Source organism: Pseudarthrobacter siccitolerans, from assembly GCF_001046895.1.
Lineage (GTDB): Bacteria > Actinomycetota > Actinomycetes > Actinomycetales > Micrococcaceae > Arthrobacter > Arthrobacter siccitolerans.
In genome coordinates this window covers 17,363-39,418 of record NZ_CAQI01000053.1, presented here as the reverse complement: position 1 = coordinate 39,418, position 22,056 = coordinate 17,363, and the positions used below count along the sequence as shown (strand labels likewise).

18 protein-coding genes are annotated in these 22,056 nt (G+C 67.4%); 9 read left to right on the top strand and 9 right to left on the bottom strand.

The annotated features are described in order from the left end of the window. Position 1 precedes the first annotated feature (1 nt). Both ARTSIC4J27_RS17205 and ARTSIC4J27_RS17200 read right to left on the bottom strand, forming a co-directional pair. Complete coding sequence (locus ARTSIC4J27_RS17205) at positions 2-1,066, bottom strand: iron ABC transporter substrate-binding protein (protein ID WP_050056429.1); 1,065 nt, start codon at positions 1,064-1,066, stop codon at positions 2-4. Between the two features lie 141 nt (positions 1,067-1,207). Next, positions 1,208-2,443 carry a glycoside hydrolase family 76 protein gene (locus tag ARTSIC4J27_RS17200; RefSeq protein ID WP_050056428.1) on the bottom strand — a complete coding sequence of 412 codons (1,236 nt, stop codon included), beginning with the start codon at positions 2,441-2,443 and terminating at the stop codon, positions 1,208-1,210. Positions 2,444-2,579: 136 nt separating this feature from the next. Between ARTSIC4J27_RS17200 and ARTSIC4J27_RS17195 the strand changes: the two genes are divergently transcribed. Then, positions 2,580-3,401, top strand: coding sequence for an SDR family NAD(P)-dependent oxidoreductase (locus ARTSIC4J27_RS17195; RefSeq protein ID WP_050056427.1), 822 nt, complete (start codon positions 2,580-2,582; stop codon positions 3,399-3,401). Beyond that, positions 3,398-4,603 carry an acyl-CoA dehydrogenase family protein gene (locus ARTSIC4J27_RS17190; protein ID WP_050056426.1) on the top strand — a complete coding sequence of 402 codons (1,206 nt, stop codon included), beginning with the start codon at positions 3,398-3,400 and terminating at the stop codon, positions 4,601-4,603. The genes ARTSIC4J27_RS17195 and ARTSIC4J27_RS17190 overlap by 4 nt, the downstream gene beginning before the upstream one ends. Here ARTSIC4J27_RS17190 and ARTSIC4J27_RS17185 read toward each other — a convergent pair. Further along, positions 4,600-5,427, bottom strand: coding sequence for a DUF1684 domain-containing protein (locus ARTSIC4J27_RS17185; protein WP_050056425.1), 828 nt, complete (start codon positions 5,425-5,427; stop codon positions 4,600-4,602). The two genes, ARTSIC4J27_RS17190 and ARTSIC4J27_RS17185, sit on opposite strands and share 4 nt — an antisense overlap. Before the next feature lie 109 nt (positions 5,428-5,536). Here ARTSIC4J27_RS17185 and ARTSIC4J27_RS17180 point away from each other — a divergent pair, with 109 nt between their 5' ends. The 3 genes from ARTSIC4J27_RS17180 to ARTSIC4J27_RS17170 all read left to right on the top strand — a co-directional run bounded on the left by ARTSIC4J27_RS17180 (position 5,537) and on the right by ARTSIC4J27_RS17170 (position 9,441). After that, the gene (locus ARTSIC4J27_RS17180) at positions 5,537-6,097 is read left to right on the top strand and encodes a hypothetical protein (RefSeq protein WP_235436742.1); all 561 of its coding nucleotides are present in this window, start codon (positions 5,537-5,539) and stop codon (positions 6,095-6,097) included. Between the two features lie 113 nt (positions 6,098-6,210). Next, a complete protein-coding gene (gene ppc / locus ARTSIC4J27_RS17175) occupies positions 6,211-9,021 on the top strand; it encodes a phosphoenolpyruvate carboxylase (RefSeq protein WP_050056424.1) in 2,811 nt (936 codons plus the stop codon). A gap of 114 nt (positions 9,022-9,135) precedes the next feature. After that, a complete protein-coding gene (locus ARTSIC4J27_RS17170) occupies positions 9,136-9,441 on the top strand; it encodes a hypothetical protein (protein WP_050056920.1) in 306 nt (101 codons plus the stop codon). A 5-nt stretch (positions 9,442-9,446) separates the two neighbouring features. Here the strand turns inward: ARTSIC4J27_RS17170 and ARTSIC4J27_RS17165 are convergent, their stop codons facing one another. Further along, entirely contained in the window at positions 9,447-10,070 is a 624-nt protein-coding gene (locus ARTSIC4J27_RS17165) for a DedA family protein (protein WP_050056423.1), read from the bottom strand. Between the two features lie 81 nt (positions 10,071-10,151). Further along, positions 10,152-11,129, bottom strand: coding sequence for an RluA family pseudouridine synthase (locus ARTSIC4J27_RS17160; protein WP_050056422.1), 978 nt, complete (start codon positions 11,127-11,129; stop codon positions 10,152-10,154). A gap of 109 nt (positions 11,130-11,238) precedes the next feature. Between ARTSIC4J27_RS17160 and ARTSIC4J27_RS17155 the strand changes: the two genes are divergently transcribed. Continuing rightward, positions 11,239-11,910, top strand: a complete 672-nt coding sequence (locus ARTSIC4J27_RS17155; protein ID WP_050056421.1) for a winged helix-turn-helix domain-containing protein — start codon at positions 11,239-11,241, stop codon at positions 11,908-11,910. Then, positions 11,903-12,595: an SRPBCC family protein gene (locus ARTSIC4J27_RS17150; RefSeq protein WP_050056420.1), complete on the top strand. Its 693-nt coding sequence runs from the start codon at positions 11,903-11,905 to the stop codon at positions 12,593-12,595. The genes ARTSIC4J27_RS17155 and ARTSIC4J27_RS17150 overlap by 8 nt, the downstream gene beginning before the upstream one ends. Before the next feature lie 150 nt (positions 12,596-12,745). On the opposite strand, the gene ARTSIC4J27_RS17145 is transcribed toward ARTSIC4J27_RS17150, so the two are convergent. Next, on the bottom strand, positions 12,746-13,321 hold the full coding sequence (locus ARTSIC4J27_RS17145) for a TetR/AcrR family transcriptional regulator (RefSeq protein ID WP_235436741.1): 576 nt from the start codon (positions 13,319-13,321) through the stop codon (positions 12,746-12,748). 74 nt (positions 13,322-13,395) lie between these two features. On the opposite strand from ARTSIC4J27_RS17145, the gene ARTSIC4J27_RS17140 reads away from it, so the two are divergent. Then, a complete protein-coding gene (locus tag ARTSIC4J27_RS17140) occupies positions 13,396-13,902 on the top strand; it encodes a DUF4188 domain-containing protein (protein ID WP_050056418.1) in 507 nt (168 codons plus the stop codon). Here the strand turns inward: ARTSIC4J27_RS17140 and yczR are convergent. After that, positions 13,892-15,445, bottom strand: a complete 1,554-nt coding sequence (yczR, locus tag ARTSIC4J27_RS17135) for a MocR-like transcription factor YczR (protein ID WP_050056417.1) — start codon at positions 15,443-15,445, stop codon at positions 13,892-13,894. The genes ARTSIC4J27_RS17140 and yczR overlap by 11 nt on opposite strands. A gap of 61 nt (positions 15,446-15,506) precedes the next feature. On the opposite strand from yczR, the gene yczE reads away from it, so the two are divergent. Continuing rightward, positions 15,507-16,187 carry a membrane protein YczE gene (gene yczE / locus ARTSIC4J27_RS17130; protein ID WP_050056416.1) on the top strand — a complete coding sequence of 227 codons (681 nt, stop codon included), beginning with the start codon at positions 15,507-15,509 and terminating at the stop codon, positions 16,185-16,187. On the opposite strand, the gene ARTSIC4J27_RS17125 is transcribed toward yczE, so the two are convergent. Both ARTSIC4J27_RS17125 and ARTSIC4J27_RS17120 read right to left on the bottom strand, forming a co-directional pair. After that, positions 16,184-17,014: an Fpg/Nei family DNA glycosylase gene (locus ARTSIC4J27_RS17125; protein WP_050056415.1), complete on the bottom strand. Its 831-nt coding sequence runs from the start codon at positions 17,012-17,014 to the stop codon at positions 16,184-16,186. The two genes, yczE and ARTSIC4J27_RS17125, sit on opposite strands and share 4 nt — an antisense overlap. After that, the gene (locus tag ARTSIC4J27_RS17120; protein WP_050056414.1) at positions 17,007-22,037 is read right to left on the bottom strand and encodes an Lhr family ATP-dependent helicase; all 5,031 of its coding nucleotides are present in this window, start codon (positions 22,035-22,037) and stop codon (positions 17,007-17,009) included. Before ARTSIC4J27_RS17120 ends, ARTSIC4J27_RS17125 begins: the two co-directional genes overlap by 8 nt. Between the last annotated feature and the right edge of the window lie 19 nt (positions 22,038-22,056).

Sequence of the window (22,056 nt, the reverse complement as noted above, 5' to 3'; positions counted from 1 at the left end):
ATTACAGGAGTCCTGCCTTGGTCATCAGGTCGGTGACCTTCTCCGAGTTGAGCTTGGCGGGATCCACCGTGGGTGCCTGCAGGTCCGCGATGGGAACCAGCTTCTCGTTGGCCGGAACATCCGAGGCGATGGCGTACTCGAAGGAGGTGCCCTTCTGGAGGACTTCCTGGCCCTTCTTGCCGGTGATGAACTTCAGGAAGGCCTGCGCGGCGGCGGCGTTCTTGGAGGTCTTCAGGACGCCGCCGCCGGAGATGGAGACAAACGCGCCCGGATCCTGGTTCTTGAAGTAGTACGGCGTGACGTTCTTGGAGTTCTCGCCGGTCTTCGCCTGGTCGCCATAGTAGTAGTAGTGGTAGATCAGGGCGGCGTCCACTTCACCGGCGTTGACTGCCTTCATGGCGGTGCTGTTGCCCTTATAGGCCTTGAAGTTTTCCTTCATGCCGGCCAGCCATTCTTCGGTGGCGGCCTCGCCCTTGAGCTCCAGCAGAGCCGAAACGATGGCCTGGAAGTCGGCGCCGGTGGGCGAAGCGGCCCACTTGCCCTTCCACTCGGGCTTGGCCAGGTCAAGCATGGACTTGGGCAGCTGGTCCTCGCTCAGCTTGGCCTTGTCGTACACCAGGACGGTGGAACGGGCGGCGATGCCCGTCCACTTGCCCGTGGAGGGCCGGAATTCTTCCGGAACCTGCTCCGTGGTGGCCTTGTCCACATCCGCGAAGAGGTCTGCGTTTTCAACCTGGGTCATCGCCGGGGAGTTTTCCGTGAGGAACACGTCCGCCGGGGATGCCGCACCCTCCTGGATGATCTGGTTGGACAGCTCGGTGTCCGACCCCTGGCGCATGGTCACCTTCACGCCCGTCTCGGCCGTGAAGGCGTCGATCCATTCCTTGGTCAGGCTCTCGTGCTGGGCGTTGTAGACCGTGATCTCACCGGATGCCGCCCCCGTGGAGGCGGAGGCCGCAGCTGAACCGGTGGCGGCGGGCGTGCCGCTGCCGGCGCAGGCAGTCAGGCCGAGTGCGGCGGTGGCGGCGAGTGCGATGCCGGCCAGGGCGCTGTTGCGAATCTTCATTGAGGGCGCTGCTTTCTGGGAAAGATGAGGGGTGGACCGCGGTCCGTGTGAGCCCTGGGGAAGGGGTGCCCACCTGAGGAACTGTAGGGTAGGCAAACCTAAGGCGAAAGCCGGAAAGCGCTTAAGGTGACAAGCGTCACATCAATTAAGGAACTGTTGCGTACCGTATTCCAGGGCGGACATGGACGCGGCCGCCTCGATGGCCATCCACGCCTGTAACTGTGTGGAGAGTTCGACGACGGAACCTGCCTCAGAGGCCAGCTCACCCCGGTCCGCTGCATGCAGAGGAAAAATGAACCTGCCGGCTTCGTTCCTGCGGCCGCGCCCGTCACCCCGGACGGTGGGCCGCCTTCCTGCCCAGAAGGCTTCCGCCGTACCGGTGACCAGCCTCGCGGCGGTGGCCCGGGTCCGTTGGGGAAGCCGCAGATCCGCCGCTGCGAGCGCCAGGTAACGGCACAGGATACCGGTGAACAGGCCGCCGTCGCCCGTTCCCTCGCAGCGCAGGACCATCCTTGAATCAGTGCCGTTGTCCTTCACTGCGGGAACGCTCAGGTGCCGGTCTGCGGCCTCCACCAGCGAGGCTGCCCGGGCCAGGTTCGCTTCGCCGCCCAGTTCAAGCAGCGCACCAAGGACCGGGCCCTGGTTGTAGGTATAGACGGACCGCTCGATCACCACGTTCCCGTCCGGGCCCAGGCGGGCGCCGTCGAGGTACAGGCCCAGCTCCCGGTCGAAGAGGGTCGCGTCCAGCCAGTCCAGCAACGCCTGCGCCTTGGCGCGCTGCCCAGTGCGGGCGTAGAAGAGGGCTACGGGGGCGGTGGCGGGGGTGTTTTTGAAATCGCGCTTTTTGCTCCAGAAGGAGCCGCCGCCCAGATCATCAGTGCAGGCGGCATCGAACTGAAGGGTGAGCGTCTTGCGGACGGCCTCGTTGCGCCGCCGCCCTGGCCGGCGGGTTTCGCCTGCAAGTGCGTCGAGCCGGAGGGTGGCGAGGGCAAGCCAGGCCATGTCGTCGTAGTAGTTGTTCACGAACGTCAGGGCGTTGCGCAGCCGGATTCCCGTGACCAGCCGGGAGGCAAGCCTGCCGGCGCTGGGGTGTTCCGGGCCGTCGAACCTTGCCGCCCGCGTGGCGCCGTTGCCCAGTTCCCGGCGGCCCGCATCCACCAGGCAGTCAACATAGTGTGCCTGCCACCAGTAGTGCCACGGCCGGAGCAGCTTGCCCTTCAGGTCTTCGCGCCAGCCGGGAGCGGGCCACTGGATTTCGCCCAGGTGGGTGCCCGGCAGGAAGAACAGCCTCCTGCCGAAAAGTGCGGTGACTGACCGTGCGGCCCCGTTGGCTCTTTCGTTCCAGTCAACGGGAGGGGAAGCGTCTCCGGAAGTCATGGCTCTTAGCCTAACCCGGCCCCGCGGCGGGGCCCGGGGAAACCGGATACTGCGTGGAAACAGAGTTTTCAGTTAACATGCACTAACTAATGCTTCCCGGACTTCTGCGGGAGCAGGCCCGCATCAAGGAGGATGTATGGACGTCACAGGCAGCGTTGCGTTGATCACCGGAGGCGCCTCGGGTTTGGGGGCAGCTACTGCCCGCAGGCTGTTTGACGCCGGCGCGTCAGTGGTGCTTGTTGACCTTCCTTCCTCTGCAGGCGGGGCCTTCGCCGCGGAACTGAACGGCCGCGATACCAGCGCCGGAAACGCGGTCAGCGGCACAACGGGACAGTCAGCGGTCTTTGTGCCTGCGGACGTCACCAGTGAAGCGGAGGTGCAGGCCGCCGTCGACGCCGCCCAGGCACTGGGCCCGCTGCGCATCGTGGTGAACTGCGCAGGCGTGGCCACCCCCGGCAAGGTGCTGGGCCGGGATGGCGTTCTTCCCCTGGAGGCGTTCAACCGGGTCATCCAGGTCAACCTCGTGGGCACCTTCAATGTCCTGCGGCTGGCGGCGGCGGCGATGGTGGCCAATGAACCGGCCAGCACGGAGCTGGGCGGACCAGAGCGGGGCGTCATCATCAACACCGCTTCCGTAGCTGCCTTTGAAGGGCAGATCGGCCAGCCCGCCTACGCTGCTTCCAAGGGCGCTGTAGCGGCGATGACGCTGCCTGTTGCGCGGGAGCTGGCGCGCTCGCTGGTGCGGGTGGTCACCATCGCGCCGGGAATTTTCGAAACACCTATGATGGCGGGGCTGCCGCAGGAAGCCCAGGATTCCCTGGGCGTCCAGGTGCCGCACCCCTCCCGGCTGGGCAAACCCGCCGAGTACGCCAACCTCGTGGCGCACATCGTGGACAACGCCATGCTCAACGGTGAGACCATCCGGCTGGACGGCGCCATCCGGATGGGACCGAAATGAGCACCGCCGGGACCGTGGCGTTGCCGGACGCGGATTTCTTCGCCGTCGAATCCCTGCTGATTCAGGCGGAACGGGACAAGCTGGCCGAACTGCGGGAGTTCCTTGCCGCGGAGATCGCACCTTTTGCCGGCGACTGGTGGAACAAGGCCGAATTTCCCGCGCACATCCTGCCCAAACTCGCGGCCCTGCAGCTGAGCACGCCCGCCCAGCGCGGCTACAGCCACCTCTTCGCCGGCCTGGTGATCGCTGAGATGACCCGTGTGGACACGTCCATCGCCACGTTTTTCCTGGTCCACCACGATCTCTTCGTAGAGTCGCTCTACGCCTTCGGCAGCGCCGGGCAGAAGCAGCGGCTGCTGGACGACGCCTCCAGTCTGCGCATCACCGGCGCGTTCGCCCTCACCGAACCAAATCATGGTTCGGACGTTGCCGGCGGCATGGAGACCCGTGCCCGGCGGATTTCCTCCACAACCGGCAGGCCCGACGACGGCGGGGACGCCTGGGTGCTGAACGGTGCCAAGCGGTGGATCGGCAACGGGACGTTCTGCGACTACATGCTGGTCTGGGCGCGGGACGAGGCGGACGGATCGGTCCGCGGTTTCATCGTTGATGCCGCCCTGCCGGGGGTCACTCGGACCAGGATCGAAAACAAGATCGCGCTGCGCACGGTGCAGAACGCGGACATCGTCTTTGACAACGTCCGCGTGGCAGAGGCGGACCGATTCGCCGGCATCAGCAGCTTCGAAGACACCAACGAGCTGCTGCGCGGCTCGCGCATCATGGTGGCCTGGCAGACGGTGGGCCAGCAGCTGGCGGCCTTTGACGTCGCCCGGCAGTACGCCGTGGAACGCCACCAGTTCGGCCGGCCGCTGGCACAGTTCCAGCTGGTCCAGCAGCAGCTGGTCACCATGCTCGGCAACGCCGTGGCGAGCATGGGCATGATGGCCGGGCTTGCCAGGCTGCAGGACAACGGCGCCGCGGACATGCCGCAGGTGGCGCTGGCCAAGTCCTACCTGAGCGCACGGATGCGCGAAACCGTGGCGCTGGGCAGATCGATCCTGGGCGGAAACGGCATTGTCACCGACTACCGGATGGCCAAGATCTTCTCGGACGCGGAGGCCATTTACACCTACGAGGGATCCTTCGAGATCAACACCCTGATCGTGGGACGGGCTGTCACCGGGGTGTCGGCGATCGTCTAGTCCTCACCGGGATACGGCTGCATCTCGCCCGCCTCCACGCGCACGTCCAGCGAGTTGTTCCTCACCGGCATGGGGCAGGTCCCGTAGGGGGTGAAGGCGCTGGGGTAGTTGATGGCGCGGTTAAAATCCAGGACCACGGAGCCGTCCGGACGCGGGCGGGGCACGGCGAGCTTGCGCCGGTCATCAGTGGTTTCGCCGTTGGTTTCGTCATGGAATGTGACGGTGAGGGCGCCGAGCTTTTCCTCCTCCGCCTGCAGCCGCATCTGATGCGGGCTGCCCGGCACGCGAAACACCACCTCGCCCACCGTCCGGTGGATGCCGTCCACCAAGGGGTTGGCCGTGGCAATCGGCACGTCCACAGGCTCAGGGTAGGGCTCGAACCTGCCAACAACTTCCCAGTCCGGGTTGTAGCCGTAGGTGGGAACGCCGCTGAACTCCGTGAAGACGGGGGAGCCAGCATCCCGGGTGCGAATGGCATACCGGCCTCCCCGCATGGCCAGCTCAACCACCACCCGGGCGCCGTCCTCGCCGCCGAACTGCACCCACATCAGGGACTCCTCGTCCGCGAGGGCCGCCGTGATGGTCCCGGCCACCGGCTGCCCTGTCCCCACCAGCGAAAACCCGTCCTCAGGCACTGCGGTGAGTGACGCCGTCGTACCGTCCGTGGACCAGAGCCCGGGCACCAGTTCGACGGCGGCCGGAGAGTCTTCGAGCCACTGGAAGGAGGTAAGGGTCAGCCAGCCGTGGCGGGCGGCCAGGGCCTTGTTCCGGTTGTCGCGGAAGCGCTGCCAGCGCTCCACCTTGGCGGCTGGAAGAGTGCTCATGGTTCCCTTTCGGAGGTTCGTTGTGCCCCGCCTACAACTGCGCCGTGCCGGTATTCATTCCGGCGCGGACCGGGGCGGGTTCAAGCAACAAGGTGGTCTGCATTGTTGAATGGATGCTGTGGACATGCTTGCGGGAGTCAGCAGCGACTGGCTCAAACACCTCACCTGGATCGTGGCTCTGGCTATCGCGGCGGTGGTGCTGCTGTTGCGGCGGCCCTGGCGTCCGGACCTGGCCCTGTTTGCGGGCGTCCATGTGTTTATTGCAACCAACCTGGCCGCGGGTATCTATGTGTTGAACCATCTGGGTGAAGGCCGGTGGGGCGGCGACCAGGAAGCCAGGTTTGATCCGCCGTCGCTCTCGGAAACGCCCATGGTGGGGCAGTTCCTGGAACCGCTGGACGCGACGATCAGCGGCGTTACCGGCGTGGCCAACGATTTTGTGGACTTCCGTGCGGCGCTTCCGGTGGCGCTGGACTTTTTTGTTGCGGCCGGCTGGGCCCTCGCTGCCGCTGTACCGGCCGGGCTGTGCGTTCTGATCGGCAATGCCTGGGAAACCAGGCGCCGCAAGGCTGAATTTGCTGCTTCCAGGAAGGAGCTTGCACAGCTGCGGGCGGAGCTTGAGGGCGTGAAACAGCACGTTGGTTACGGTTCCGGAACTGACATTATCTGAGACGGATTCCCCGGTGACGCCGCCGGGCGGGTAGCATCTTTAGCTAGTAACGTGGCTCACAGTATCCAGCGCAGTGTACGAGCCCGGTCCGAAACCCTCGAAAGATTGCTTCCATGGCTCACACTGCTGCACATCCCGAAACAGACCTTGCCTCCGAACTGAGGGCAGACGTACGCCGCGTCTCTACCCTGCTGGGCGAATCCCTGGTCCGCCAGCACGGGCCCGAGCTCCTGGACCTCGTGGAGCAGGTCCGCCTCCTCACCAAGGAATCCAAGGAAGCCGCCCGCGGCGGCGCCGATGCCACCGGCCCCTGGAGCGCGCACGACGTCGTCGCCCAGGTCCGCGAGCTCCTCGGCTCCCTGCCCATCGAGCAGGCCACGGACCTGGTGCGTGCCTTCGCTTTCTACTTCCACCTCGCCAACGCCGCCGAGCAGGTCCACCGGGTGCGGGGCCTGCGGACGCGCGCCGAGAAGGACGGCTGGCTGGCCAAAACCGTCAATGAGATCGCAGCCCAGGCGGGGCCCAGCGTCCTCCAGGAAGTAGTGAACGGGCTTGATGTCCGGCCCATCTTCACGGCCCACCCCACCGAGGCCTCCCGCCGTTCGGTGCTGGACAAGATCCGCAAGCTTTCGGATGTGCTGGCGCAGCCCACCGCCGATGGCACCACCGCCCGCCGCCGCCAGGACCGCCAGCTGGCTGAAATCATCGACCAGATGTGGCAGACCGACGAACTCCGCCAGGTCCGGCCCACCCCGGTGGACGAGGCCCGGAACGCCATCTACTACCTGGGCGGCATCCTCACCGACGCCATGCCCGAAATGCTGGCGGAATTCTCCGAACTGCTGGGCGAACACGGCGTCAGCCTGGCGTCCAAGGAAGCGCCCATCCGGTTTGGTTCCTGGATCGGCGGCGACCGCGACGGGAACCCCAACGTCACCGCCGGCGTGACCCGGGAAATCCTGCAGATCCAGAGCCAGCACGCGGTCCGGATCAGCATCGCGATGATCGACGAACTGATCTCCATCCTCTCCAACTCCACGGCGCTCGCCGGGGCTGACCAGCAACTGCTCGAGTCCATTGACGAGGACTTGAAGAAGCTGCCGGGCCTGGACCGCCGGGTCCTCGAACTGAACGCGCAGGAGCCCTACCGGCTGAAGCTCACCTGCATCAAGGCCAAGCTCATCAACACCGGCAAGCGCGTCGCCGCAGACTCCAACCACGAGCACGGCCGGGACTACAACGGCGCGGCAGAACTCCTCGCCGACCTCGAGCTGCTGGAACTCTCGCTGCGCAACCACTCGGCGTCGCTCGCTGCGGACGGCGCCCTGGCACGCGTCCGCCGCGCCATCGCGTCCTTCGGCCTGCACCTGGCCACCCTGGACATCCGCGAACACGCCGACCACCACCACGACGCCGTGGGCCAGCTGATGGACCGGCTCGGTGGCCCCGGACTCCGCTACGCTGAACTCAGCCGCGAGGAGCGCTTCGAGGTGCTCGGCTCCGAGCTCGCCTCCCGCCGTCCGCTGTCCGGGCACCCCATCAAGCTCGACGGCGCCGCTGACGGCACATACGACGTCTTCCGCGAAATCCGCCGTGCCCTGCGCACGTACGGCCCGGACGTCATCGAGACCTACATCATTTCCATGACCCGCGGCGCGGATGACGTCCTGGCCGCCGCCGTCCTGGCGCGTGAAGCCGGCCTGGTGAACCTCTTCGGCGAGAAGCCCTACGCGAAGATCGGGTTCGCACCGCTGCTGGAAACGGTGGAGGAGCTCCGCGCCTCGGCCGAGATCGTGGACCGGCTGTTGTCCGACCCGTCCTATCGCGAACTTGTGCGGCTGCGCGGGGACGTCCAGGAGATCATGCTGGGCTACTCGGACTCCAACAAGGAATCCGGTGTGATGACCAGCCAGTGGGAGATCCACAAGACCCAGCGCAAGCTGCGGGACGTGGCTGCCAAGCACGGCGTCCGCGTCCGCCTGTTCCATGGGCGCGGCGGATCCGTGGGCCGCGGCGGCGGACCCACCTACGACGCCATCCTGGCCCAGCCCAACGGTGTGCTCGAAGGCGAAATCAAGTTCACTGAGCAGGGCGAAGTCATCTCGGACAAGTACTCGCTGCCCGAACTGGCCCGCGAAAACCTCGAGCTGTCCCTCGCCGCCGTGCTGCAGGGTTCGGCCCTGCACCGGGATCCGCGGACCTCCGCGGACCAGCGCGAACGGTACGGGCACGTAATGGAAACCATTTCCGATGCCGCGTTTGACCGGTACCGGAAGCTGATCGATGATCCGGACCTGCCCGCGTACTTTATGTCCTCCACCCCGGTGGAGCAGCTGGGCTCGCTGAACATCGGCTCCCGCCCCTCAAAGCGCCCGGATTCCGGTGCAGGGCTGGGCGGCCTGCGCGCCATCCCGTGGGTGTTCGGCTGGACCCAGTCCCGGCAGATCGTGCCCGGCTGGTTCGGCGTCGGCTCAGGGCTCAAGGCCGCCCGCGAAGCCGGCAACTCCGCGCAGCTGGTGGACATGTGGGAGAACTGGCACTTCTTCCGGTCGGTGCTCTCCAATGTGGAAATGACGCTCGCCAAAACTGACATGGACATTGCCGGGTACTACGTGTCCACGCTGGTCCCTGAGGAACTGCACCGCATCTTCCGCGCCATCCGGGAAGAGTACGAGCTAACCGTCGCCGAGGTCCAGAACCTCACCGGCGAGCGGCTGCTCCTGGACGCCCAGCCCACGCTCAAGCGCTCCCTCGAGATCCGCGACCAGTACCTCGATCCGATCAGCTACCTGCAGGTGGAACTCCTGCGCCGCGTCCGCGCCGAAAGCGGCACCATCAGCGGGGGCGAGATCGACGAACGCCTCCAGCGGGCCATGCTGATCACGGTGAACGGCGTGGCAGCAGGCCTCCGCAATACCGGATAACCCCCAACGCTCTCTCACTTAATGTGGTTTTTCCCCTAACCCTCTCTCCCTCAGGAGAGAGGGTTAGGAATTTCCCGACATTAAGTGAGAGGGGGTCTGGGTATGGTTGAAGGCATGCCTTCGTTCCAGACCCGCCTGAAGATCACCGGCCTGCGTCCCGGCAACCCGCCCGAATCCGTGATGGACGCGGCAGTGGAGGCGTTGGGTACCCGGCACCATGTGGAGGCGAACCAGCTGCAGATAGCAGGCGGAGTGCCACAGCTGAACCTGCGCTTCCTTGTGGAGGCAACCGAATACAGCGGCGAGAACCGGCAGGCGGTCGAGTCGGCAGCCATGATGCGCGACGCCGTCGAACGCGTTGCGCTGACAGGTTCCCTTGTGGTCCTGCGGCGCAGCCGCGGCCGCTGGACGCCCGTCTAGGTCCGCTACGCCAGGGGTTGTTCGGGTTCTTCGACGACGGGGGACCGGTTGCCGCGGCGGCGCGTCACGATAATTCCGACGACGATGCCGATCACCAGCCCCAGCGCAACCCCGATCAGCGAGCTGGCCCAGAACGGCAGTCGGGTGGCCGAGCCGGTGAAGTAGCCCAGGCCCACCAGCCAGCATGCCCAGAGGAGCGCCCCGAGCCCGGCACATAGGCTGAAGCCGCGGACCGAAACGTTGGCGATGCCCGCGGCAGCCGAGGTGGCCAGCCGTCCGCCGGGGATGAACCGGGCCCCGATGATGGCGCCGTACGTGGATGAGCGTCCCGCTTTGGCGAGGGCGTCGTGAATTCCGGAGTGGACGCGGCGGCCCCACTTCCAGCGGTCGAGGACGTGGCTCAGCCGCCGCCGGAACAGCTGGAACACCACCATGTCGCCGAGCCAGGAGGCCAGGGCGGACAAAGCTGCAACCAGGAACACGTTGGCGCGGCCGTCCGCGGACAGCGCCCCGCCGGTGATCACCACCATCTCGGACGGGATGGGCGGGAAGATGGCATCGCCGAGCACAATGGGGATGATCCAGAAATAGATCGCCGTTCCCCAGGTGTCAGCGCTGCCAAAGTCCATTGCCACAAGGTACCGCAGATTCATGCTGCCGGGATCGGGGGTTGACCACAGAACTGCCCGCAACGGGGTCCCCTCAGTGCATCAGGAGCCGGCGGCCCCGCTGAGCTGCAGCCGGCTGCGGTACTCGACAGGTTTTCCGGAGATAGGGTCCACAAACCGGATCCCCCGGGCGAGAAGCTGCAGGGGTTTGCTGTAGTCGTCCGGAGCCTTGTCCAGCAGGTCCGGGTAGAAGGCATCGTTGATGATGCCGAGCCCCAGCGAGGCCATGTGCACCCGGAGCTGGTGGGTCTTTCCGGTGTGCGGTTCCAGCCGGTACAGCGCGCGGCGGGCGTCATTACCCGGCCCAGCAACGGCGCCGGCTGAGGCACCCGGCGCGGTGCCGGCGTCGAACGTTGCCAGCTGCTCAATCCGCGTCTCCGCGTTGGGTTCGCCCTCGACGACCTCGGCGAGCAGGTAGCTGCGCGACTTGGTCATCCGGTTGCGCACCACCACGGGGAATTCGACGGCGGGATACCCCTCCGCGGGCTCGGCCGCCGACACGCACTCGTACTCCTTCTGGACCTGGCGCTTCTCAAAGAGGACCTGGTACTTGCCGCGGGTGGCCGGGTTGGTGGAGAACAGCAGCACCCCTGCGGTCATGCGGTCCAGTCGGTGCATGGGAATCAGGTCCGGCAGGTCCAGCTGGTTGCGCAGGCGCACCAGCGCGGATTCCTGGATGTAGGTCCCGCCCGGGGTGGTGGGCAGGAAGTGCGGCTTGTCCACCACCAGCAGGTGCCCGTCCTGGTACAGGATGTCCAGCTCGACGGGAATGCGGGTCTCCGGCGGCAGCGTCCGGTAGTACCAGATGAAGGTGTGGTCCGTCAGGGGAGTACCCCGGTCCAGGGGAATCCCGCCCTCGCCCACGATCTCGCCGGCGTCGAACCTGTCCTCGATGCCTTGCGGATCGATGTGGCCCCAGCGGTGCATCATGTAGTCCATCGCGGTGTCCCAGGGCCCCTCGCCCGGAAGGCGCAAACGGGTGGCATTAACGCCGTCGCGCACGGGAAGGGGGGATTGCATCACCGGACAATTCTACGTGGCCCTGCTGCAGGAGCCGGTTTTGTGCCTTCCCTTACCGATGATAAAAAAGTTCTTGACAATAAAAGTTGTCGGTAGGCACACTTGAAGCATGTTGGACATAGCAGTTATCGAGGACCCGGCGGCGGCAGAAGCTTCCCTTGATCCTGTGCGCACGCGGATCCTTCATGAGCTGTCCCATCCGGGCTCGGCCACACAGATCGCGGTGAAGGTGGGGCTGCCCCGGCAGAAGGTCAACTACCACCTCAAGGCGCTTGAGCGGCATGGCCTGGTGGAGCTGGTGGAGGAGCGGCGCAAGGGCAATGTGACCGAGCGGGTGCTGCAGGCCACCGCGGCCTCCTACCTGATTTCCCCGCAGGCGCTGTCCTCGGTGTCGCCGGATCCGCACCGGTTCTCAGACCGCTTCTCCGCCTTCTGGCTGCTGGCGCTTGCCGGCCGGATGGTCCAGGAGATGGGCAAGCTCATCGCCGGCGCCGCCGCTGCCCGGCAAAAGCTGGCCACCTTCGCGATCGACGGCGAGATCACCTTCCGGACCGCAGCTGACCGCGCCGCCTTCGCTGAGGAGCTGGGCGTGGCGGTCACGCGGCTGGTGGATAAGTATCACGACGGCGGTGCCCGGCCGGCTGCCGGGGCGCCGGGCGGCAGGCGGCACCGGCTGGTGGTGGCACTGCACCCCGTCCTCAAGGCAAGCACCCCCAAGACAACCAAGGAGACTCCGGAAAGCCCGGAAAGCCCTACAGCAAAGGAGCAGGACAATGACTGACAAGCGCGAATTCGAAATCGTCTACGACACCGAGCTGCCCGGCACGCCGGAGCGGGTGTGGGAGGCGGTCACTGCCGGGACGCCGGCCTGGATGTTCCCCACGGACCAGTGGCCGGACGTCAAAACGGTCCAGGAATACCCCACCCACCTCGTGTCCCGGATGGACGGCCCGGACGGCTGGTTCAACCAGCTCGAGCACGTTTTGGAGCCCCTCGAGGGCGGCCGCGCCCGGCTGCACTACGTGCACAGCGGCATCTTCGCGGACAACTGGGACGAGCAGTACGACGGCGCCTCCCGCCACACCGAGTTCTACCTGCACACCCTGGGTCAGTACCTGCAGTACTTCGACGGCCGCCCCGTGGTCTTCACGGATATCCAGGCGCCCGCGGCATCGCAGGCTGCCGCCGGTTTTGCCCAGCTGCGCCGGGCCCTGGGCGTGGAATCGTCAGGGCAGGGGTCGCAGGTGGAGCTGGAGCTCGACGGCGTGGGACGGCTGAGCGGTGAAGTGGACTTCTCCAACGAGCACTTCCTGGGGATCCGCACTTCCGATGCACTGTACCGGTTCTTCGGCCGCAACGCCTTTGGTGCGCCAGTGGGGATGACCGTCCACGATTTCAGCGGGTCCGGCGACACCGAAACCACCGCCAAGGCCTGGGGCAACTTCCTGGAGAAGGTGTACGCCTAAGCGGCTTTGGCTCGGCAGTGATGCGTCTTGTCCGGGCAGCGACGCGCAAAATACAGATCGACTCGCAAAATACCTGGCGCTGCGGATATATCCGCCGCGCCAGGTATTTTGCGTGTCGCGCAGGAACACGCGCGTCGAAAAGTGGTGCGGTCAGGCGGCCCAGCCGCGGGCCACTGCGGCCAGGGCGGAGTTGTAGGCGGCGGCCCAGTCGGCGTCCGGCGGGCCCACCTGCGCCAGCTCCAGGCTCACCAGCCCGTGCACCTGGCCCCAGATGGTGACGGCCACCCTTTCCACCGGTTCATTCCGCAGGGTGCCGGCCGCCTGGGCGGAAGCCACCGCTTCCATCAGCGGCTCCATGGCCCCGGCGGCTACTTCCGGGCTCGGCTGGCAGTCCACGTACGCGGCCAGCGCCCCGCCGAACATCAGCCGGTAGAGCGCCCGGTGCTCCAGCGCCCAGGCCCGGTAGGCCATGCCGAGTTCCTGAAGGCCCCCGGGGGCCGCGGCCACCTGTGAGTCCCGGAAGGATTCGAAGCCGTGGTCCACCACCGCGGTGAGGAGCTGGGACTTGCCGCCGAAGAGGGAATAGACGGCAGTGGTGGAGGTCCCCGCTGCCGACGCCACATCGCGCAGGGTCACTTTGGCCGGTCCGTCCCGATCCACTAGCTCGGCGCTCACCGCCAGCAGTTCCTGCCGCAGGGAGTCGTTATGGATTACAGGTCTTGCCATAGGCTTCATTGTTTCATAACCTTGTTTCGTAACGCTGTTACAAAACGGTTTTGCCACAACCCAAGGAGCTTCCCATGGCGCACAGTGTCTTTTCGGGCCGGTTCACCGCCGATCCCGGCCGGGAATCAGTGACTGTCTTCCTGATCGGCATGCGGGCCAACAGGTGGTGGAAGCTGGGAACGGTAGGCAAGGTGGCAAGCGCCATGCCCCGGATGCTCCAGCACCTGGCCGCGGACCCCACGTCAGGGATGCTGGGGTTCGAGCAGTGGTTCGGCCGGACCACCATGCTGCTCAGCTACTGGGAAAGCCCGGAGCACCTGCGGAAATTTGCCGCGGACCGGGAGTCCCCCCATCTGGAGCCGTGGCGGCGGTTTATGAAGGAGACAGCAGGCAGTGGCGACGTGGGCGTCTGGCATGAGACGTACCAGGTGCCTGCCGCCGGGATTGAAGTCATTTACAACGGGATGCCGCTTTTTGGGCTGGCCAAAGCCACGGCCCATGTTCCGGTGGGGGCCGGGACCAATACCGCCAAGCAGCGGATGGGCCGGTTTGGCAGGCAGTCATCGCCCGTCAGGCAATAGCAACAGCGGGCGCGTTCTTGAGGCTCCGCCGCAGCTGTGGGGCAGCATCCAGCCTGTCCTGGGCTGACCGCAGCGCCAGGACCGCGGTTTCCAGCTTTTCCGGGGGCAGGGTGAACGGCACCCGGAGGTAGCGTTCGAACGCGCCGCCAACCCCGAACCGCGGCCCTGCCGCCAGCCGGATGCCAAAGTCCGGGGCGATGACCGTCAGGGCAGTGCTGATGGGTGCCGGAAGTTTGCACCACGCGGACAAACCGCCGGAGGGGTAGAGCGTTTCCCATTCCGGCAAGTGTCCGGCGAGGAGTTCCAGCAGGGCTTCCCGGTTGTCCCGGAGGGCGGCAAGCCGTGCGTGGAGCGGCTCGTCCATGGCCCGGACCAGATGCGCGGCGGCCAGTTGTTCCATCACCGGCCCGCCAAGATCCAGGGACGTCCGGGCCGCCGCGAACTGTTGGACCAGCTCCTGCGAAGCGCGGATCCACCCCGTGCGCAGGCCGCCCCAGTGGGACTTGCTGAGCGTGCCGATGGTGACCACCGAGGGACTGAACGCAGCCATGGGGGTGGTGCCGGCGCCGTCGAGATTCAGCTCCCGCAGGGTCTCGTCCGCCACCAGGATGGTCCCGGCCGCCGCGGCAGCCCGGACCAGCTGGCGGCGCTGGAGGTCGGGCATCAGCTGGCCCGTCGGGTTGTGGAAGTCCGGCACCAGATACGCCAGCTTGGGCCGCTGCTGCGCCAGTGCGGCCTGGAGTCCGGGCAGGTCCCAGGTAACGGTTGTCCGGCCCTCCGGTTTGGTGACGACGGGCGCCGCGAAAGCCACCGGAACCGCACGGCAACCCGCCGCGCGGATCGCGTCCAGGGCGTTGGGGTAGCTCGGGTGCTCCACCAGCACCTTGTCATGCCGGCCGGTGAGGGCCCGGAGGACGATGTTCAGGGCGTGCTGTGCCCCGGACGTCACCAGGACCTGGTCCGCCGTGGTGGGTACACCGGCTGCTGAGTAGCGTGCTGCCACCGCTTCCCGCAGGGGCAGCAAGCCCATCGCGTCGTACCCGAAGCCGGGGAGCAGGGCGGGAAGCTCGGTGAGGGCCGCGGCAAACGCCCGGTGTACGAGTTCACCGCTGGCCGGCAGCGACGAATACGCGAGGTCGATCAGTCCCGCCGGTGCTGCCAGGCCGGGCGCGGCGAGTCCCGGTTCCAGCCCCGCAGCCGCAAGTCCTGTTCCTGCCGGATCCAAACCACCGGGCAGCGGTCCGCTGAGCGCTGTGATGCCTGCCGCCGTCGGGCGCGGAATCCTGGTCCGGCTCCTGCTGCCCTGTCCGCTGCTGAGGAATCCCTGGTCGCGGAGCAGGCCGTAGGCCGCCGTGACGGTGGTCCGGCTGACGGCCAGGGCTTCGGCCAGGGCACGCTCACTGGGCAGTGCGGTATCCAGCGCCACCCTGCCGTCCAGCACCAGCAGGCGTACGACGTCGGCCAGCTCGCGGTAGGCGGGCGAGGCGCCCAGGTTCCACGCGCCCAGGAGGCGGGCAAGGGCTGAAGCGGTAAGCGGGGACATCAGGCCAGTATCTCAAACTGGCTATGTATTTCAAGGCCAGTTCTCCGGCAGAGTTAAGCGCATGTTGACCCGCAGACTCGTCCAGCTCTTTATCGGCCTCGCCATGTACGGCATTTCCCTTGCGCTGTTTATCCGCGCCGGACTCGGCCTGGACCCGTGGGATGTCTTCCACCAGGGTGTGGCCGGCAGGACCGGGCTCAGCATCGGCGTGGTGGTGATTATCGTCAGCTTCCTGGTGCTGCTCCTGTGGATCCCGCTGCGGCAGCGGCCAGGGTTCGGTACACTGTGCAACGCCGTGCTGGTGGGCGTCTTCGCGGACATCGGCCTCGCCCTGATCCCGATGTTCTCGCACCTGGGCGGCCAGATCGGCATGCTGGCGGGCGCCGTCCTGCTCAACGGAATCGCCTCCGCCTGCTACATCGGCGCCCGGTTCGGTCCCGGTGCCCGGGACGGACTGATGACCGGGCTGGCCCGGCGGACCGGGTGGTCTGTGAGGGTTTCCCGGACCCTGATTGAGGTTGTGGTGCTCGGGGCAGGCTGGCTCCTGGGCGGGTCCGTGGGGGTGGGCACCGTTATTTACGCCCTGGCCATTGGCCCGCTGGTCCAGTTGCTGCTCCCGTTGTTTATGGTGCCCGCGGCCCTGCCCGCCGATGCCGACGCTGACCCCGATGCTGACCCCGACGCGCGGGAGCGCAAGCCCGCTGCCGCCGGCGCTGCTTCGACTGCCAAGAGCGGGGCTTAGCCTGGCAACGGCTGGCAGTGCGGGCAGAAGTAGATGTCCCGTTCCTCCTCGCCGTTGGGCTTGCCGAGGGTGCCGCGCCGGATGGGTGTGCCGCACTTGAGGCAGGGCTGGTGCTCCCTGCGGTAAACCCAGTAGCCCGGGCGCCCGGCCATCCTGCCCACCGGCATCCCTTTGGGGTTGAGGATAGTGACGCGGCGGCCCGGGCCCAGGTTGACTTCGAGCAGCTGCTTGGCGTCGGTCATCAGGGTGCGGACATCCTCCACGGCGGAAACGGGCGACGCCGGATGTACGCCGGACAGGAAGCAGGTTTCGCAGCGGTAGATGTTGCCGACCCCGGCCAGGTTTCGCTGGTCCAGGAGTGCCACCCCGATGGGGACGTCCGGGGCCGCCCGGACCCGCCGCTCCGCTTCGTCCAGGTCCCAGTCCGGGCCCAGCAGGTCCGGGCCGAGGAACCCGACAATGGAGTCTTCGTCTGCCGTGGCCACGACCTCAACGATCCCCAGGGAAAAGCCGATGGCGTCCGCTACCGGGGTGCGCAGCACGCAGCGGGCGGTATAGCCCGGTTTCCGCCACCTGCCGCCCGGCGGATAAACCTGCCAGGTGCCCTCCATTTTCAGGTGTGAGTGGATGGTGAGCTTTTTGTCCTCCGGCCCCACCACCCGCATCAGCAGGTGCTTGCCGCGGGGGACCACTTCGGCCACGGTCCAGCCGGCAAGGTTCAGGGTGGCGAAGCGGGGAACACGGAAGTCCGAGGCAATCAGCTTCTGCCCGGCCAGGGCCTGATGCAGCTGGTTGGCCGCCCGCCAGACGGAATCCCCCTCAGGCACGGATCCTCAATCCTTTGGGTGTGGAGTAGGCGCCCGCGGCGCTGAGGGCGGCGGCGACCGGCGTATCCAGGATCTCGTGGCCGTTCACTTTCTCCATGATCAACTTGTCCACGGCGCCGCGCGTCACCACGCCCGCCAGGGCGGAACCCGCTGCGGCCAGGATGCCCTCGTCGTCGCTGAAGGCAAGCAGGGTTTTGCCGCCCCGTTCCACATAGAGGACCAGTGCCCCGTCCACCAGCACCACCAGGGCACCGGCCTTCCGCCCGGGCCGGTGCCCGGTTCCGGCGTCGTCGTGCTGGGCGGGCCACGGAAGGGCGGCGCCGTACGGGTTGGCAGGATCGGTGGCAGCCAGGGCGAGGGCAACAGGTTCCGGCTTGGCGAGCTGGGTGTCCTCCGAATACGACCGCAGCCGGTCCACCGTGGCAGGAACGGCGAACTGGGCCGCGCCCAGGTGTTCGATGAAGTAGCCGCGACGGCAGCGACCGGCTTCCTCCAGCCGGGCCAGGACTTTGTACATCAGGCCGAAACCGCCCAGGATCTGTTCCGCCATCACCGAACCACGGGTGACCACACCGTAGCGGTCCAGCAAAAGCTCAGCGGTGGCGCGGGCGTGGATCGTGGCGTCCAGCTCCGGCTGCGGAAGTGCGGACCAGCGGCCTGCCGCCATGGGAGGCGTGGCTGCTGCTGCCGTGGTCCCGCCATACCGGCCGCTGCCCGGACCGGCAGAACCCATCAGTCCCGTCCCATGGGAACGGCCCAGCCGGCTCAGGCGCGGGGCCCGCGCACGCGGTGCGCGGGCAACCTGCCGGTGGGCGGTGTGGCCCCCGGCGATCAGTGCCCGGACCGGCGAGAACGTGTCACCGGTGATCCGGCCCGCCCATGCCAGGTCCCACAGGGCAGTCACCACTTCCTGATCGCTGAGGACGGAGTCCATGCCACCGGCCACGTCCGTCAGTTGCCGGAAGAAGTAACCGCCGCCGTTGGTGCGCAGGTGCTCCAGGAGGCGCAGCTGGGCGTCGCCAGGTTCGTAATCGATGGCCGGATTCAGGGTGAGCTCCGCCGAGTCGGCCAGATGAAGGCTGATCCAGCCGTCATTCCCCGGCAGGGCTCCCGCCCCGGACCAGAGCACCTCGCCGGCGGCCATCAGCTCGTCGAGCATGGCGGGCTGGTAGTTGGACACGCGGCTGGCCAGGACCAGGGGTTCCCAGGCGGAGGCCGGAACGGGCACTCCGGAGAGCTGGTCAATGGCGGTAACGATGCCGTCCAGTCCCCGCAGCGACGGCTGGCCGCGGCCGCCGCCGGGGGTCCGGACGTGCTGCCAGGCCGGCAGGAACCGGCCATAGGCGGATGCGTCCACCGGTTCCACTTCGGCGCGGAGCGCAGCCAGCGACCGCCGCCGCAGCTTGCGGAGCACCTCCGCATCACACCATTCACTGACGGGGAGGTGGCTCTGGGCTTCCGGGGTTGGAGCGGCCGGTTGCTCTGCCTCAGGTGCTGGTGCATCCACGGCCGGTACGTCGGGTGCCGCTGTTTCGACGGCGTGCGGCCGGAATTCGCCTTCCACCACCCGGCCGTCCGCAGCGAGGCGTTTCAAGGCGGTGGTTACCACGGCCACCCCCAGGCCCAGGCGTGCTGCCGCTTCGGACGCCGTGAAAGGTCCGCGCGTCCGGGCGTACCGGGAGACCAGGTCGCCCAAAGGATCAGCCACGGGCTCGATGAACGCCAGCGGGACCCCCATGGGCAGGGGCACGCCGATAGCATCACGAAGGCGGGCGGCATCCTCAACCGCCGCGTACCGTTCCACGCCGCCAATGTTCACCTTGATGGCGCGGTTGGCCCGCTGCAGCGCCACCAGATGGGCGGTGGCTGTTTCGGTGCCGGCATGGATGGTATCGACGGGCTCAGCCATGTCGGCGGGCCCGGGTTCGACCGGCTCACCCACCAGGGTTTCGGCGGGCCCGGTTTCGACCGGCTCACCCACCGGCGGCTCCAGCCTCGCGGCGGCTTCCTCCGGTGCCAGCGGTCCGAGGAGCCGCAGCAGGTCCGCCACGCCCTCAAGCCCGCGTGCACGCCGGTCCGGCGCCAGGCGCTGCAGCTCCCGCTCGGTGGCCTCGATGACCTTCGCGTCCAGCAGCTCCCGCAGTTCAACCCGGCCCAGCAGCTCGTTCAGGAGCGTGGAGTCCAGGGCCAGCGCCGCAGCCCGCCGCTCCGCGAGCGGTGAATCACCCTCGTACAGGAACTGGGCAACGTATCCGAACAGGAGGGACTTGGCGAACGGTGAGGGCTGCGAGGTGGTGGTCTGCACGATCCGCAGCTCGCGCCGCTCCACGGACGCCGCAATGTCCTTCAGCGCGGGCAGATCGTAGACGTCCTGCAGGCATTCCCGCACCGTTTCCAGCACGATGGGGAACGTGGGGTACTTCCGGGCCACGTCCAGCAACTGGGCGGACCTCTGCCGCTGCTGCCACAGCGGCTGCCGCTTGCCGGGAGTCTGCCGCGGCAGCAGCAAGGCGCGAGCCGCGCACTCACGGAAGCGGGAGGCGAACAGCGCACTGCCGCCCACTTCCGCCGTGACGATCTGCTCCAGTTCCTCCGGATCGAACAGGAACAGTTCGGCGCCGGGCGGCTCGTCCTCCATCATGGGCACCCGCAGCACGATGCCGTCGTCGGCCGCCATGGCCGAGCCGTCCATGCCGTACCGCTGGTGCAGCCGCTGGCCCACCGCCAGCGCCCAGGGCGCGTGGACGGGCATGCCGAAGGGGCTGTGCAGGATTACCCGCCAGTCGCCCAGTTCGTCGTGGAACCGTTCCACCACCAGCGTGGTGTCGTTGGGGACCACCTCGGTGGCCAATTTCTGCTCGCTGAGGTATTGGATGAGGTTGTTGGCAGCGAAGTCGTCCAGGCCACTGGCCTTGCAGCGCTCGGTGGCAGGCCCGGCGTCGGACGCTGACAGTTCGCGGACGAACGCGCCCAGCGCGCGGCCCAGGTCCACGGGGCGGCCGAGGGAATCGCCTTTCCAGAAGGGCAGCTTTCCGGGCTGGCCGAACGCGGGGGAGACCAGCACGCGGTCATGGGTGATGTCCTCGATTTTCCAGCTGGTGGCACCCAGGGCGAAGACGTCGCCAACACGTGATTCGTACACCATCTCCTCGTCCAGCTCGCCCACCCGCCGGCCGCCCTTGGGCGCAGGCGCGGGTTTACCGTCGGTTGAAGGGGATGCGGTTCCCTCCACCTCGGTGCCAATGATGTAGACGCCGAAGAGGCCGCGGTCCGGAATGGTGCCGCCCGAGGTGACCGCCAAACGTTGGGCCCCCGGCCTGCCTTCGATGGTGCCCGCATTGCGGTCCCAGATAATCCGGGGGCGCAGCTCGGCAAACTCGTCCGACGGGTAGCGGCCGGCCAGCAGGTCCAGGGTGGCCTCGAATGCTGACCGGGGGAGGGACGCGAACGGGGCTGAACGGCGGACGGTGGCGAACCACTCCTCAACATCGATGCTGCCCAGGGCGGTTGCGGCCACGGTCTGCTGGGCAAGGATGTCCAGCGGGTTGGCCGGAATGCTGAGCCGCTCGATTTTTCCCGTCAGCATACGCTCCACGGTGATGGCCGTGTGCACCAGGTCTGCCCGGTGCTTCGGGAAGAGGACACCCTGGGACACTTCGCCTACCTGGTGGCCGGCGCGGCCCACGCGCTGCAGCCCGCTGGCTACGGACGGCGGCGATTCCACCTGCACCACCAGGTCCACGGCACCCATGTCGATGCCGAGTTCCAGTGAGGAGGTGGCCACAACGCAGCGCAGCCGGCCGGACTTGAGGTCGTCCTCGATCAGCGCCCGCTGGTCCTTGGAGACGGAACCATGGTGGGCGCGGGCCAGCACCGGATCCGCACCGGCCGAGCTTCCCGCCTGCGCCATCATGTGCGCCGGAGTGGCCGTGGAGGCGGGAACGCCGGCCTGCTGCGGCCCGGGATCGTCCCAGCCGCCGCCGGCCGCCACCAGTTGCCGTTCCGCGTAGATTTCGTTGAGCCGGGCCGTGAGCCTTTCGGACAGGCGGCGGGAGTTGGCAAAAACGATGGTGGACTGGTTGGCCAGCACCAGGTCCACGATCTTTTCCTCCACGTGCGGCCAGATGGAGGCCTGGGGCTGCAGCCCGGACGCAGGACCGGAATCGAAGGCCCCCGCAGCACCCTGGAGGTCTGACATGTCCTCGACAGGGACGGAAACGGTAAGGTCCCAGTTCTTCTTCGCCGGCGGGGCAACGATTTCCACCGGCGCGGTGCCGGCCAGGAATTGGGCCACCAGTTCCCGGGGCTCAACGGTGGCGGAGAGCCCGATCCGCTGTGCCGGTTTGGGCAGCAGCGCATCCAGCCGTTCCAGAGAGACGGCCAGGTGCGCGCCGCGCTTGGTTCCGGCCACCGCGTGGACTTCATCGATGATGATGGTGTCCACCTCCGTGAGCGTTTCACGGGCGCGGGAGGTGAGCATCAGGAACAGTGATTCCGGCGTGGTGATCAGGATGTCCGGCGGATTGCTCAGCAGGGCGCGCCGGTCCGCCGTGGTGGTGTCCCCGGACCGGACGCCCACGGTGATCAGCGGGGCGGGCAGCCCGAGCCGCTTGGCGGTCTGGGTGATGCCGATGAGCGGGGAGCGCAGGTTCCGCTCCACGTCCACGCCGAGCGCTTTCAGGGGTGAAATGTACAGGACACGGGTTTTGCGTTTGGGCGCCCGGGGACGCCTTCCCTTGGCGGGTGCCTCCGGCGCCGGAACCGGGGTTTCCGGCGCGGCGGATCCTGACACCAGCAGCCGGTCCAGCGCCCAGAGGAACGCAGCCAGGGTTTTGCCCGAGCCGGTGGGTGCGACCACCAGGGCGTGCGAGCCGGACGAAATGGCCTGCCACGCCCCGTCCTGGGCGGGAGTGGGCTCCGAAAAGGCACCGAGGAACCACTCCCGCGTGGGGCTGCTGAACTGCCCCATGGCCGTGGTGGAGACTGACGTCCCGCCCGGGGCGGAGCCCTGTTCCTGCTGCATGCCTCCATCATGCCCTAAC

Excerpts from the sequence above, each read along its gene's own strand:
- ARTSIC4J27_RS17190 (WP_050056426.1), top strand. The coding sequence starts at position 3,398 with ATGAGCACCGCCGGGACCGTGGCGTTGCCGGACGCGGATTTCTTCGCC.
- ARTSIC4J27_RS17180 (WP_235436742.1), top strand. The coding sequence starts at position 5,537 with ATGGATGCTGTGGACATGCTTGCGGGAGTCAGCAGCGACTGGCTCAAA.
- ARTSIC4J27_RS17140 (WP_050056418.1), top strand. The coding sequence starts at position 13,396 with ATGGCGCACAGTGTCTTTTCGGGCCGGTTCACCGCCGATCCCGGCCGG.
- ARTSIC4J27_RS17165 (WP_050056423.1), bottom strand. The coding sequence starts at position 10,070 with ATGGACTTTGGCAGCGCTGACACCTGGGGAACGGCGATCTATTTCTGG.
- ARTSIC4J27_RS17160 (WP_050056422.1), bottom strand. The coding sequence starts at position 11,129 with ATGCAATCCCCCCTTCCCGTGCGCGACGGCGTTAATGCCACCCGTTTG.
- yczE (WP_050056416.1), top strand. The coding sequence starts at position 15,507 with ATGTTGACCCGCAGACTCGTCCAGCTCTTTATCGGCCTCGCCATGTAC.
- ppc (WP_050056424.1), top strand. The coding sequence starts at position 6,211 with ATGGCTCACACTGCTGCACATCCCGAAACAGACCTTGCCTCCGAACTG.
- ARTSIC4J27_RS17205 (WP_050056429.1), bottom strand. The coding sequence starts at position 1,066 with ATGAAGATTCGCAACAGCGCCCTGGCCGGCATCGCACTCGCCGCCACC.
- ARTSIC4J27_RS17155 (WP_050056421.1), top strand. The coding sequence starts at position 11,239 with ATGTTGGACATAGCAGTTATCGAGGACCCGGCGGCGGCAGAAGCTTCC.
- ARTSIC4J27_RS17170 (WP_050056920.1), top strand. The coding sequence starts at position 9,136 with ATGCCTTCGTTCCAGACCCGCCTGAAGATCACCGGCCTGCGTCCCGGC.
- ARTSIC4J27_RS17150 (WP_050056420.1), top strand. The coding sequence starts at position 11,903 with ATGACTGACAAGCGCGAATTCGAAATCGTCTACGACACCGAGCTGCCC.
- ARTSIC4J27_RS17120 (WP_050056414.1), bottom strand. The coding sequence starts at position 22,037 with ATGCAGCAGGAACAGGGCTCCGCCCCGGGCGGGACGTCAGTCTCCACC.
- ARTSIC4J27_RS17145 (WP_235436741.1), bottom strand. The coding sequence starts at position 13,321 with ATGGCAAGACCTGTAATCCATAACGACTCCCTGCGGCAGGAACTGCTG.
- ARTSIC4J27_RS17195 (WP_050056427.1), top strand. The coding sequence starts at position 2,580 with ATGGACGTCACAGGCAGCGTTGCGTTGATCACCGGAGGCGCCTCGGGT.
- ARTSIC4J27_RS17185 (WP_050056425.1), bottom strand. The coding sequence starts at position 5,427 with ATGAGCACTCTTCCAGCCGCCAAGGTGGAGCGCTGGCAGCGCTTCCGC.
- yczR (WP_050056417.1), bottom strand. The coding sequence starts at position 15,445 with ATGTCCCCGCTTACCGCTTCAGCCCTTGCCCGCCTCCTGGGCGCGTGG.
- ARTSIC4J27_RS17200 (WP_050056428.1), bottom strand. The coding sequence starts at position 2,443 with ATGACTTCCGGAGACGCTTCCCCTCCCGTTGACTGGAACGAAAGAGCC.